Source organism: Streptosporangium sp. NBC_01810, from assembly GCF_035917355.1.
GTDB lineage: Bacteria > Actinomycetota > Actinomycetes > Streptosporangiales > Streptosporangiaceae > Streptosporangium.
Genome location: NZ_CP109070.1, coordinates 832,481 through 845,028, shown reverse-complemented (window position 1 = coordinate 845,028; position 12,548 = coordinate 832,481). Strand labels below are relative to the sequence as shown.

At 67.9% G+C, this 12,548-nt stretch carries 10 protein-coding genes and 2 tRNA genes; 6 read left to right on the top strand and 6 right to left on the bottom strand.

What is annotated here, in order from left to right; all coding sequences use genetic code 11:
• Positions 1 to 131: 131 nt before the first annotated feature.
• The 4 genes from OIE13_RS03955 to OIE13_RS03940 form a co-directional block, all read right to left on the bottom strand.
• Entirely contained in the window at positions 132 to 776 is a 645-nt protein-coding gene (locus OIE13_RS03955; RefSeq protein WP_326642780.1) for an ATP-dependent Clp protease proteolytic subunit, read from the bottom strand.
• A gap of 11 nt (positions 777 to 787) precedes the next feature.
• Positions 788 to 1,432: a ClpP family protease gene (locus OIE13_RS03950; protein ID WP_030917742.1), complete on the bottom strand. Its 645-nt coding sequence runs from the start codon at positions 1,430 to 1,432 to the stop codon at positions 788 to 790.
• 541 nt (positions 1,433 to 1,973) lie between these two features.
• A complete protein-coding gene (gene tig / locus OIE13_RS03945; protein ID WP_326642783.1) occupies positions 1,974 to 3,362 on the bottom strand; it encodes a trigger factor in 1,389 nt (462 codons plus the stop codon).
• A gap of 209 nt (positions 3,363 to 3,571) precedes the next feature.
• Positions 3,572 to 4,438, bottom strand: a complete 867-nt coding sequence (locus tag OIE13_RS03940; protein WP_326642784.1) for a helix-turn-helix domain-containing protein — start codon at positions 4,436 to 4,438, stop codon at positions 3,572 to 3,574.
• 242 nt (positions 4,439 to 4,680) lie between these two features.
• On the opposite strand from OIE13_RS03940, the gene OIE13_RS03935 reads away from it, so the two are divergent.
• Entirely contained in the window at positions 4,681 to 5,190 is a 510-nt protein-coding gene (locus OIE13_RS03935) for an ATP-binding protein (protein ID WP_326642785.1), read from the top strand.
• Between the two features lie 155 nt (positions 5,191 to 5,345).
• On the opposite strand, the gene OIE13_RS03930 is transcribed toward OIE13_RS03935, so the two are convergent.
• A tRNA-Pro gene (locus OIE13_RS03930) sits at positions 5,346 to 5,419 on the bottom strand.
• A gap of 89 nt (positions 5,420 to 5,508) precedes the next feature.
• Between OIE13_RS03930 and OIE13_RS03925 the strand changes: the two genes are divergently transcribed.
• The 5 genes from OIE13_RS03925 to OIE13_RS03905 all read left to right on the top strand — a co-directional run bounded on the left by OIE13_RS03925 (position 5,509) and on the right by OIE13_RS03905 (position 10,713).
• Positions 5,509 to 5,579, top strand: a tRNA-Gly gene (locus OIE13_RS03925).
• Between the two features lie 88 nt (positions 5,580 to 5,667).
• A complete protein-coding gene (locus tag OIE13_RS03920; protein WP_326643077.1) occupies positions 5,668 to 5,811 on the top strand; it encodes a hypothetical protein in 144 nt (47 codons plus the stop codon).
• Positions 5,812 to 5,852: 41 nt separating this feature from the next.
• Positions 5,853 to 7,211 carry a TrpB-like pyridoxal phosphate-dependent enzyme gene (locus OIE13_RS03915; RefSeq protein ID WP_326643079.1) on the top strand — a complete coding sequence of 453 codons (1,359 nt, stop codon included), beginning with the start codon at positions 5,853 to 5,855 and terminating at the stop codon, positions 7,209 to 7,211.
• 197 nt (positions 7,212 to 7,408) lie between these two features.
• Positions 7,409 to 8,995, top strand: a complete 1,587-nt coding sequence (locus OIE13_RS03910; RefSeq protein ID WP_326643081.1) for a phytoene desaturase family protein — start codon at positions 7,409 to 7,411, stop codon at positions 8,993 to 8,995.
• A 44-nt stretch (positions 8,996 to 9,039) separates the two neighbouring features.
• Entirely contained in the window at positions 9,040 to 10,713 is a 1,674-nt protein-coding gene (locus OIE13_RS03905; protein ID WP_326643083.1) for an ATP-binding SpoIIE family protein phosphatase, read from the top strand.
• A gap of 222 nt (positions 10,714 to 10,935) precedes the next feature.
• Here OIE13_RS03905 and OIE13_RS03900 read toward each other — a convergent pair whose 3' ends face one another.
• On the bottom strand, positions 10,936 to 12,480 hold the full coding sequence (locus tag OIE13_RS03900) for a choice-of-anchor I family protein (RefSeq protein WP_326643085.1): 1,545 nt from the start codon (positions 12,478 to 12,480) through the stop codon (positions 10,936 to 10,938).
• Positions 12,481 to 12,548 lie beyond the last annotated feature (68 nt).

Here is a 12,548-nt window from a genome sequence, read left to right as displayed (position 1 = left end):
CGATACCCGATCGAAAAGTCATCCCGCTTAGGTTTCGACGTTACCGTCTTCTGAGCCCTCAGTGAGCCCCCTAGCGGCGAGTCGCACCGGAACGTGCCTGATTCGGCACGGTTCCGGTGCGATATGCCTCGTTAGGAGGCTACGGCCTTCGCGAGTTTCTTGCGGGACGGGATGATGTCGTCGATCAGCCCGTACTCCTTGGCCTCCACAGCGTCAAGGATCTTGTCCCGCTCGATGTCCTTGCGGACCGCCTCCGGCGCCCTGCCCGAGTGCTGAGCGATGATGGTCTCCATCTGCGCGCGCATCCTGAGGATCTCACGCGCCTGGATCTCGATGTCGCTTCCCTGGCCGCCCCCCTCGGTGGAGGGCTGGTGGATCAGCATGCGGGCGTTCGGCAGGGCGAAGCGCTTGCCGGGCGTGCCGCCGGCCAGCAGGACCGCCGCCGCCGAGGCCGCCTGCCCCAGACAGACCGTCTGGATCTCCGGCCGGACGAACTGCATCGTGTCGTAAATCGCCGTCATGGCGGTGAAAGAACCACCCGGCGAGTTGATGTAGATGCTGATGTCACGGTCGGGGTCGAGCGACTCCAGGGTCAGCAACTGCGCCATGACGTCATTGGCCGACGCGTCGTCCACCTGCACGCCGAGGAAGATGATGCGGTCCTCGAAGAGCTTGGCGTACGGGTTCATCTCCCGCATGCCATAGGACGTGCGCTCGGTGAAGGACGGAAGAACGTAGCGGCCGTTGATGTCTCCCGGCCGGATCAACTCACTCACCTTGTGCCCCTTCAGGAGACGGCGCCCGTGGAGGGCACCTGTCGAGCGCTGCGCACGACCTGGTCGATGAAGCCGTAGTCCTTGGCCTCCTCGGCCGTGAACCAGCGGTCACGGTCGGAGTCGGCCTCGATCTGCTCCAGGTTCTGACCGGTGTGGAACGCGATGCGCTCGGCGAGGGTCTTCTTGACGTAGAGCATCTGCTCCGCCTGGATGGCGATGTCGGCTGCGGTACCGCCGATACCACCGGATGGCTGGTGCATCATGATGCGGGCGTGCGGCAGGGCGTAACGCTTGCCCCGCTCACCGGCGCAGAGCAGGAACTGGCCCATGGAAGCGGCCAGACCCATCGCGACCGTGCACACATTGTTAGGCACGTATTCCATCATGTCGTAAATCGCCATACCAGCGGTCACGGAACCGCCTGGCGAGTTGATGTAGAGCCAGATGTCGCGCTCTGAGTCGTCCGCGGCGAGCAGAAGCAGCTCGGCGCAGATTCGGTTGGCGATCTCGTCGTTGACCTGGGTGCCCAGCACGATGATTCGCTCACGCAGCAGCCGCTGGTAGAGCTGGTCTTCGAGCCTGAACGAGCCGTTCGGCTGGCTCATCGACTCGGGCCCGGAGCCGGTCGGCTGGTAGAAGGTCGGCGGGCTGGTCACAGCGTCACCTTCCGATGCGTCGTAATCGATTGGCTTTGCTTGTGACCTTAACGCGCGCGGCCTACCGGACATGCCCCCTCAACGCACTGTTCGCTGACGGCGCATGCTGGCCGCCGCCTCCTCGCCGTGCCTGGAACCTCCCGCCGCGCCCCCTGGTAAAGGCTCGGAAACCGGAGTCCGTACGGCGCGTCGGAGCTCACGGGGCCGTGTGCGAAGGCCGGAAGCGGGTCGCGGGGAGCCGCGAAGGAGGGACGCACGACACTTCCGGGGCCGAAGAGAGGAAGATCGCGGCCCTCAGCGGGCCCAGGAGCCCGCGAGTCCCCTTGGAGGTCGGGAGAGCCGAAGGAATACCGGAGACCGTCAGGCAGCGCTCTGCGGCGCACTCACCCCCCACATCGCCCTCGGCTCGTCCGAGGCCTGCGGCCCCGGACGAGCGGCACCGCAGGCCTCGGCCGGAGCCGGGAGCACGCGAACGCCCCCGTCACGCGGAGCGCGGCGGGGGCGTCGGGCGCGCTCGATGGCGCCCTCTCTCAGCCTGGGACTACTTCGCGTCGTCGGCCTCGGGGGCGTCGGCCTCGGGGGCCTCCTCGGCGGCGGGCTCCTCACCGTTGATCTCGGTGTAGATGGCCTTGAGGTCGACCTCGTTGCCCGCCTCGTCGGTCACCTTCGCGGCGTCGCCGATGACGCTCTTGGCCTTGTCCCGGACGATCTCGACCATGGCCAGCGTGAGCTGGTCGTTGTCGGCCAGGTGCTGAGCCAGCGTGTTGGGCGCGACGTTCATCTGCATGGCGCGGCGCACCACGAAGTTGGTCAGCTCCTGCTCACTGACGCCGAGTTCCTCGCTCTTGACGATCTTGTCGAGGACGAAGCCCGTCTTGAGTGCCTTGGCGGCGCTCTCGTCGAACTCGGCGAGGCGCTCCTCCTCGGTGGTCTGGTAGAGGCGGAAGAACGCCTCCTTACTCAGGCCACTGTCGGCGATCTGGTGCTCAAGATTGTGCTTGCGATTGTCGACCTCGGCCTTGAGCGCGCTCTCCGGCAGCGGAATGTCGATCTTGCCGAGCAGGGCGTCGAGCGCGTTCTCACGGGCCTGGACGACCTGGTCGATCAGCTTGTTGCGGCGGGCCTGCCCGCTGATGCTCGCCTTGAGCTCGTCAAGGGTGTCGAACTCGCTGGCGAGCTGGGCGAACTCGTCGTCGAGCTCGGGGAGGACCTTCTCCTTGACGTTCTTGACGGTGATGGTGACCACGGCCTCCTCGCCGGCGTTCTCGCCGCCGACCAGGTTGGTGGTGAACTCCTTGGTCTCACCGGCGGACAGGCCGACCAGTGCGTCGTCCAGGCCCTGCAGCACCGAGCCGGCGCCGACCTCGTAGGAGACGTCGTTGGCCTGCTGCTCCTCGATGTTGACGCCGTCGATCGCGGCGGCCAGGTCCATGACGACGAAGTCGCCGGAGGCAGCGGCACGCTCGACGCCGGTCAGCGTGGCGAAACGCTGACGCAGGCCGTCCAGCTGGACGTCGACGTCCGCGTCGGAGACCTCGGAGACCGGGACGGTCACCTCGATGCCCTGGTAGTCGGGGACGTCGAACTGGGGGCGGATGTCCACCTCGGCGGTGAACTCGACCTGCTGACCGTCCTCGATCTTGGTGACCTCGATCTCCGGCTGACTGACCGGGAAGATCTCGCTCTCGTCGACGGCCTGGCCGTACAGCTTGGGCACCGCGTCATTGAGGGTCTCCTCCAGCACCACCGCGCGGCCGAACCGCTGCTCGATGATGCGGGCCGGAACCTTGCCGGGGCGGAACCCGGGAACGCGCACCTGCTGCGCGACCTTCTTGTACGCCGCCTGCAGGCTCTCGCCGAGCTCCTCGAACGGCACCTCGACGGTAAGCCTTACCCGGGTCGGGCTGAGCTCCTCCACAGCGGTCTTCACGGGGTCGTCTCCTTGATCAAACTTCGAGTGATCGCGGGCGCGCCAAGTCGTAGCGGCTACCGCGGCAAGCTCTCGCGCCGCGCCCACATGAGTGGCACTTGGCACAGCCATCGAGACGTGCAAGATTAGGGCACGCTCCACTGCGGCGGGTGTTCAGCGCCGCAGGCCAGTCTAGGGCAGAGCGGCACCATGGAGCGACCAACGGCCGCTCACTCCTCCTTGATGATCCGCCTCAGGATGTCGTTCGTCTCGCCGGGGGTGGTGCTGACCGCGCACAGCCGCTCCATGACCTCGCTGTAGCGGTCGACGTCCTCGCGCTTGTCCAGGTAGAGGGCGCTGGCCAACTGCTCGACGTAGACGACGTCCGGAAGCTCGCTGTCGTTGAAGCGGAGCACGCTGAAGGCGCCGCCCTCCGCGCTGTGGCCACCGAAGCTGAAGGGCATCACCTGGATCGTGATGTTCGTCCGCCGCATGAGATCGAGCAGGTGCTCCAACTGGCCCCGCATGACGTCCGCACCGCCGATGGGGCGCCGCAGCGCGGCCTCGTCGATGACGGCCCAGAAGAACGGGCCGTCGGACCGCTTGAGCACCTGCTGGCGCTCCATCCGCAGGTCGACGCGGCGGGCGATCTCGTCGGGCGCGATGCCTGCGCTCCCCGCGGTGACGATCGCCCTGGCGTACTCCTTCGTCTGCAGCAGGCCGGGCACGAACTGCACCTCGTACGTACGGATCCGGGAGGCTGCCTCCTCCAGGCCGACGTACGTCTGAAACCATGAGGGCAGCAGGTCGTTGAACCGGTGCCACCAACCGGGTTCGTTGGCTCTGAGCAGCAAGTCCATGATCGCCGACCGAGCGCGCTCGTCCTCCACCCCGTAGAAGGTGAGCAGATCCGCCACGTCGCGTTCTCTCAGACCAACCCGGCCGAGCTCCATCCTACTGATCTTGGATTCGGATCCGCGGATCAGATGGCCTGCCTCCTCTCGCGAGAGCCCCTTGGCCTCGCGCAGACGACGCAGTTGGGAGCCTAAGAGGATACGCAGAGCTGTGGGACCTGATCCCGGTTGAAGCTGCGCCACTTCGCCTCCCTCTCTACTTGGGCCAGCGCACACAGTGTCACTACTTCCGGCCGCTATGACAAGGTCTCAACTCCCTGCCCAATTCGCCAAGTCGCCGACCTAACCCCCATGCTGCTGCACATTGCAACTGCACGTGCATTTGGGTCTTGCAGCAGACGTTCCGGTGACCCATGATGGTTTAGTGCATATTGGGCTTATGGTGCACAAGCTCTGAAAACTCTCAAGCGGTACGGAGACTCACGATGACAGCGGGAGGTACCGGCAGGATGGTGGAGGAGCCAAAATCGGCTGCCGACTACCTGCAGGCGACCTGCGAAATCGGCTTTGACGAGCTGCTCGGGGTCAACCACTCCGACGCCACCGCGTGTCCCCTGCCCAGCCAGGCAGACTCGGTGAAGACCGCCCGGGACGTGACGCGCTCGACGCTTCACGACTGGGGACTGGCAGAACTCAGCGATGACGCAGCGCTAGTGGTTTCGGAACTTGTCACCAACGCGGTCCGTTACGCGCTGTGTCCGCCCGGGCAACCGGAGAACACCCCGATCACGCTCGTCCTGCTGCGCCTCTCCCCCCATGTGCTCCTGGCCGTGACGGACCCGAGCGACGAGATTCCGACCCCCAAGGAACCGGATTTCATCTCGGAGAACGGCCGGGGCCTCTACATCGTGGAGACCTACAGCCAGGATTGGGGCTGGGACTACCTCAACTGCGGCGGCAAGGCCGTCTGGGCCCTCTTCAGCGCCCACCACTGACGTTCCCGCACCATGGCTCCCGCACCATGGCTCCCGCACCGTGAGGCGATCCTCCCCGCACACGTCCGCGTGCCCCGCCCCTCTCGCGTGGCCGAAAACTCGCACCCCGTACAACGAGAAACCGGGCACCGGTCGAAACCGATGCCCGGCATATGTCGGGGTGACAGGATTTGAACCTGCGGCCCCCTGCTCCCAAAGCAGGTGCGCTACCAAACTGCGCCACACCCCGGTAGGTCGAGTGCGCGCACGCTCCGGAACTCCGGTACGCTTACGCCCTGACGAACGGATGAAGTCTAGACCAGACTGAAGCCGCTTCGCGCGGACGTAGCTCAATGGTAGAGCCCCAGTCTTCCAAACTGGCTACGCGGGTTCGATTCCCGTCGTCCGCTCCGAATGGCGAAGGGCCAGCTCAAACCCCTTGTGGGTGAGCTGGCCCTGCTGCTTTTCCGGACCTTTCCCGGCCTTCAGAGTCGTTACATGAATGATGGATTCTCCGCGTGGCGGGCGTGTTCAGGCGAGCGGATTCTCTCTCCGGGCATCGATCCGGCCGTCGTGGCCTCGGTGACGGCGGGTGTCGCGAGGAACCGGGACGTCGCACGCGAGCTGAACTACGGTGGGTGATGAGAGCGGCACTGAGTGGATCCGACATGTGGAGGCGCCCGATGACCGAGGCCACCCGAATCCTGCTCGACGAGTCCCGTATCCCCCGCAACTGGTACAACATCGTGGCCGACCTCCCGGTCCCGCCACCACCGATCCTGCATCCGGCCACCTCACGGCCTGTCGGGCCCGACGATCTCACGTCGCTGTTCCCGGTGGAGCTGATCGATCAGGAGGCGAGCGCCGAACGGTTCATCCCGATCCCCGCGAGCGTCCGCGACGTCTACCGGCTCTGGCGGCCCACACCGCTGATCCGGGCTCGCAGGCTCGAACGCGCCCTCGGCACCCCCGCGAGGATCTACTACAAGTACGAGGGCGGTTCACCCTCCGGCTCGCACAAGCCGAACACCGCCGTCCCGCAGGCCTATTACAACGCGCGCCAGGGGGTCGGGAAACTGGTCACGGAGACCGGGGCCGGCCAGTGGGGCTCGGCGCTGGCGTTCGCCTGCGCGCAGTACGGCCTGGAGTGCGAGGTATGGATGGTCCGTGTCTCCTACGAGGGGAAACCCGGCCGCAGGAGCCTGATGCGGGCCTACGGCGCGACCGTGCACCCGAGCCCGTCCCCGGTGACCGCGTACGGCGCCGAGACGCTGGCCCACGACCCCGACTCGCCGGGCAGCCTTGGCATCGCGATCAGCGAGGCCGTGGAGGCCGCGGGGGCCCAACCGGACACCCGGTACGCGCTGGGCAGCCTGCTGAACCACGTGCTGCTGCACCAGACGGTGATCGGCGAGGAGGCGATCGAGCAGATGGCCGCGTTCGGTGAGGCACCGGACGTGGTCGTGGGATGCACCGGAGGTGGCTCCAACTTCTCCGGGCTGGCCTTCCCGTTCCTGCGGGAGAAGCTGGCCGGGCGGATGGCCCCGGTGATCCGCGCGGTCGAGCCGGAGGCCTGCCCGTCACTCACCAGGGGCGTCTACGCCTACGACTTCGGCGACGCCGCGGGGCTGACCCCACTGCTGAAGATGCACACTCTGGGCCACGGCTTCGTCCCCGATCCCATCCACGCGGGCGGGCTGCGTTACCACGGCATGTCCCCGCTGCTGTCACACCTGTACGAGCTGGGGATGTTCGAGGCGGTGGCCATGGGCCAGAACGACTGCTTCGAGGCGGGGCTGTGCTTCGCCAGGTCCGAGGGGGTCGTCCCCGCCCCCGAGGCCGCCCATGCGCTGGCCGAGGTCGTCGCCGAGGCGCTGCGCTGCAGGGAGACGGGTGAGGAGAAGGTCCTGCTGACCGCGCTGTGCGGGCATGGACACTTCGACCTGGACGGCTACGACCGCTATCTGTCGGGGCGGCTGGAGGACCTCTCGCTGTCGCAGGATCGGATCGACACGGCCCTGGCCGGGTTGCCCTCCCTGTAACCCGGCACGCACCGGGAGCTCACCATCCGGTCTCCGGGGAGTTCCCGGTGCGGCCACTATGGCTATTTCATCGACTAAGCACCCCTAAGGCCTAGTCCATGTGGAAATATCAACGAATCTCTGTTAAACACGAGGTTCGTATATAGATCATTCTTTACAATCCTCCATACCAGCAGTCAGAGCGCCCTGGAGGGAACGTGTCGGAGTTCGACGGCGTCATCGTGGGCGGAGGCCACAACGGCCTCACCTGTGCCGCCTACCTCGCGAAGGCGGGGTTGTCGGTTGCGGTCGTCGAGCGGAACGACGTCGCCGGCGGTGGTTGCAGCACCCAGGAGCTCACGCTTCCGGGGTTCCGGCACAATACCCACAGCAGCTACCACTTCCTGGAGGAGGGACCGGTCCCCGCCGATCTGGAGCTCCAGCGATACGGTCTGAGTTACGTCTATCCCGAGACCCAGCACGCCACGATCTTCCGGGACGGCCGGGCGATCACGGTCTACACCGACCCCAAACGCACCGCCGAGTCCTTCGCCCGGTTCTCCAAGGCCGACGCCAAGCGCTGGCTGGAACTGTACGAGCGCTACGCCGAGGCGGCCAGGGACCTGATGAACGGGTTCCTGTACTCCGGCCCGCTACCGCCACCGGTGCTCGCCGAGCGGCTCAAGGGCGATCTGGGCCGCGACCTGATGAGCTATATGCCGCTCTCGCTGTACGAGGCCGTCGACAGGAACTTCGAGAGCGACCAGGTCAGGGTCCTGTTCAAGTCCTTCCTGCACGCCATCTCCATCGAGGACGTGCCCGGCACCGGCGGATTCTTCCCCCGGCTGCTGTCGCGCATCGCCCGGCTCGGCGTACCCGTGGGCGGTGCGGGGAACGTCGCGAGCGCGCTGCGCGCCGTCATCGAGGAGCACGGCGGCACCGTGGTGACCGGCGCCCATGTCGAGCGGATCCTCGTCGGCGACGGGCGGGCCACCGGGGTGGAGCTGGCGAGCGGCGACGTCCTCACCGCCCGCCGGTTCGTGGCCAGTGCGGTGGACGCCCCTCAGACCGTTCGGCTGGCGGGCCCGGAGAACTTCGGCCCGGAGATCGCGGCCAAGATCGAGGAGTACAAGTGGGCCGGGCACAGCCTCGTCACCCTCCACCTGGCGCTCGACGAGGCACCGCACTACCGGGCCACCGAGTTCGAGCCCGACGTGGACCGGGCCTTCCTCGTCGTGCTCGGCGCCGACGACAGCGAGCAGCTCGGCCGCACCTTCGACCAGATCCACCAGGGGCAGCTGCCCGACCGGCTGGCCGGCAACGGCGCGTGTCCCTCACTGTTCGACCCCTCATACGCGCCGAGCGGCAAACATGTGGCCTTCTGGTGGCCATGGGCCCCGTACGACCTCGGCGGCGACGCGGCGAACTGGGATCTGCGGCGCGAGGAGGTCGGTGAGCGGCTGCTCGCCGAGTGGGCCGAGTACGCCCCCAACCTCGCGGGGGGCGCCGTCCTCGGCAGGCGGGTCTTCTCACCGCTCGACATCGAGCGGCACTGCGTCAACATGGTGCGCGGCAGCCATCATGTGGGGGCCTACGAGCCGTCCCAACTGGGCGGCAACCGGCCGATCCCCGAGATGGGCCGGTACCGCACCCCCATCGACGGCCTCTATCTCTGTGGCGCCAGCAGCCACCCCGGCGGCTCGGTCTCCGCGGCCCCCGGATACAACGGCGCCAATGCCATCGCAGAAGACCTCGAACTGGCAACCTGGTGGACGCCGGTTCCCACACCCCGGTGGAGCGAGTGAAGTCCCGTTTCGTCACCAAAGATCCAGCGACGCCAGGGTTCCGGATGGGCAGTCCCGCATCCATGCACGAGCAGCTGTCCCTGCTCAACGCCGCCAGCAAACGCATCGGCAGCACACTGGACATGTTCGAGACCGGCAGGGAGCTGATGGACGTCGCCGTGCCGCGCTTCGCGGACGCGGCCGGCATCCTGGTACAGGAGCGGTTGGTGACCGAGGGGGAGTTCCCCCAGCAGACCACCGACGGCTCGGCGCTGGTGCGGCGGATCGCGGTCGGCGTGGCCGATCCCTCCCCCGGCGTGTACGCCAGCGCGTTCCCCGTGGACGAGGTGGCCGTCTACGAGTCATGGACCCCCTACGCCCGGTGCATGGCCACCGGCAACCCGATCCTCTACCCCCGCCTGGGGCGCCGGACGGCCGAGGAGATCGGGCGCTTCTGGAAGCGCGACTCGGTGTCGAAGGTGCTGGAGGACAGCTCGTTCCTGGTGGTGCCGCTGAAGGCGCGCGGCCGGGTACTCGGCTTCGTCATCTTCACCCGCAGACCCACCAGCCAGCCCTTCGACGAACAGGACGTCAACCTGGCCGAGGAGCTGGCGGCCAGAACCGGGGTCTGCCTCGACAACTCCAGGCTCTACAACCGTGAGCGCCGTACCGCGCTGACCCTGCAGAGCAGCCTGCTGCCCGTCGACCTCTCCCAGCCGCTGGGCCTGACGATAGCCTCCCGCTACCTGCCCGCCAGCGATCTGGTCGGGGTGGGCGGCGACTGGTACGACGTGATCCCGCTGCCCGGCTGCCGGGTCGCCCTCGTCGTCGGCGACGTGATGGGGCACGGCGTCAGGGCCGCCGCCACCATGGGCCAGCTCCGCACGGCCGCCCGCACGCTGGCCAGCCTGGACCTGAGCCCTGCCGACGTGCTGTTCCGGCTCAACCTGATGAGCCAGGACCTGGACGCCAGCCAGATCGCCACGTGCGTGTACGCCACCTACGACCCGGTCACGCGGCGGTGCGCGATAGCCTGCGCGGGCCACGTTCCGCCGATTCTGGTGCGGCCGGGCGGCGAGACCGAACTGCTGGAGTTACCACCGGGACTGCCCCTGGGCATCGGCAACGAGCCTGCCGAGATGCGGGAGTTCACGCTCCCCGACGGCACCGTGCTCGCCTTCTACACCGACGGCCTGGTGGAGAGCCGTGACCGGGACATCGATGAGGGCATCAGCGCGCTGCGCGGCCTGCTTTCCGGCCATGACCAGGACCTGGAGGAGGTCTGCGATCTCACGATCGGCGCCCAGCGTCCGGGACACGAGCGCGACGACATCGCCCTGCTGCTGGCCAGGGTGTCCGAGCTGACGAAGAAGGAGTTCGTCGAGACGTCGCTGCCGACCGACCGCCGCTCCGCCGCACAGGCCCGCCGCTTCGTCCGGGCCACACTCGGAGGCTGGGGACTCGACGCCCTGTGCGACAACACCGAGCTGATGGTCAGCGAGCTGGTCGCCAACGCGGTCGAGCACGGCCAGGGTGAGGTCGAGCTACGCCTGCTTCGTGGGCCCACGCTGGTCTGCGAGGTGTCCGACAGCTCCGCGTCCGAGCCGATGATGCGGGAGGCGTCCACCACCAGCGACACCGGTCGCGGCCTGCAGCTCATCAACTGGCTCGCCCACCGCTGGGGTTCCCGCCTCACCCCGAAGGGCAAGATCGTCTGGATCGAGCAGCGGCTGCGTTGATATCCTCTCCCCCCTGGAGGGCCGAGTCTCCCGCCTGCCGCGTACGCGGCTTCGGGTGGGTCGCCGCTTCGCCGCGCGGTGCCGGGATCACTCCCGGTCCTGCCCGCGCCCCACGGCCGTTCGGTCAGACCGGCAACGTCACCGGCCCGTTCCCGTGCCGGTGACGTGCTCGGCGTGGGAACGGGCCGGTTGGTGTGCGGCGTGTCCTTCCGGCCGCGCGGCTCAGCGAACCTCGTAGATCGCGGTGGTACCGCTGACCTCGTTGCCCACCACCAGGAGCGCGTGGCGGGTCGGGCTGTCGGAGGCGGAGATGAACAGCACACCTTCGGGGCCTACGTCCCCGGCGGTGCCGTCCGCGACCGATCCGGCGAAGTCGCGGGTGTTGACGTACCCGGCCAGGCGCGGCGCCCGCGGGTTGTCGACGTCATAGACGACGATCCCGCCGACCCGCTCCAGCCCGGCGAAGGCGTAGGTGCGGTCGCGCACCTCACCGACCGTGACCCCCTCGGGCTCGGGGCCCTTGTTGTCGCTGCGGCTGTCAAAGGAGTCGTTCGCCTCGTTGTCGGCGTTGAAGGCGGCGGGCAGCTCCTTGGCGACGAGCTGCTCCAACTGGTCGCCCGAGTCCCAGACGAGCTCTCCCGAGGCGGACCTGATCGAGATCGAGCGGGCACCGAACGCGTGCGGCTCGGTGTAGGCGCCGCTCGCGTCCCTGGGCGAGTCGACGGCCACGTTCAGCCGGCCGAGCTCGCCGTCCTTCTTGAGGTTCTCCGCGTCGGGCATCGCGAGGTTCAGGGACTTCACCCTGACCTCGTCGGCGTGGCAGCCCCAGTCACGCCCGTCGCCCTCGTTCGCGGTGACCAGGTAGGTGCGCCCGCGGTCGCGGAAGTGCACGATCCCGTCGGGCTGGTAGAGGCCCTTCACCGGCCTGGGCCTGATGTCGATCTTCCCGTCCCTGTCCGAGGCGTCGAAGCCGCTCTTCGACCAGTCCTTCAGTCCCAGCGGGACGACGTCGCGGACCGTCACCCGCTTCAGGTCAACGATCGCGAGCGCGTTGTTCTCCTGGAGGGTCACGTACGCGGTGTCGCCGTCGACCGTGACGTACTCGGGTTCCAGGTCCTGGGCGGCGGTGGCCCCGGGACCGGTGATCCGCACCCCCTTGGCCCGTAGCCGCTCGGCATCGAACTTCTGGAACCCCGCGGTCCGCACCGTCCAGCGCTTCAGATCGACGACGCTCACCGAGCCCTCGGGGTCGGCCTTCTCCCCCTCGCAGTAGGAGGACGGCTCCCCTTCGTTGGCCACGACCACCCGGTGCCCGTCCGGGGTGAAGGTCACCATGTCGGGCAGCGCGCCGACGGTCACCTGCCTGAGCTTCTTCCCGCTCCGAGCATCGAAGAAGGCGACGGTGCCCGGGTCGGTCTTGACAGCGGCCTGCTGGGCGACGGCGACCAGGCCGTCGCGTACCGCGACGCTGTTGGCCCCGGGGGTGGCCAGGGTGGCGACCGTGCGCGGCTTGCGCGGGTCACGGATGTCGAGCACGTCAACGGTTCCGGCCTGCGCGTTCACGACGAACACCCGACGGGTCTTGGCGTCGTACGCGGTGATCTCCGAGGCGCCGGCGGCGACGGTGCCGGTGGTGTGGCGGCCGAGGAAGGTCAGTTCGATGCCCCGGGGGCCGGATTCGGCGGCGGCCGGGGTTGCGGCCGCGGGCAGAAGGATCAGGCCGGTGGCCGCGGCGACGGCCGCTCGGCTGAAGGTCGTGGTGCGCATGGGACAAATCCTCACGAGATACCATGAACCCCCTCTGGCGCTGAGATGACCGAAAGGTGAAGCCATCC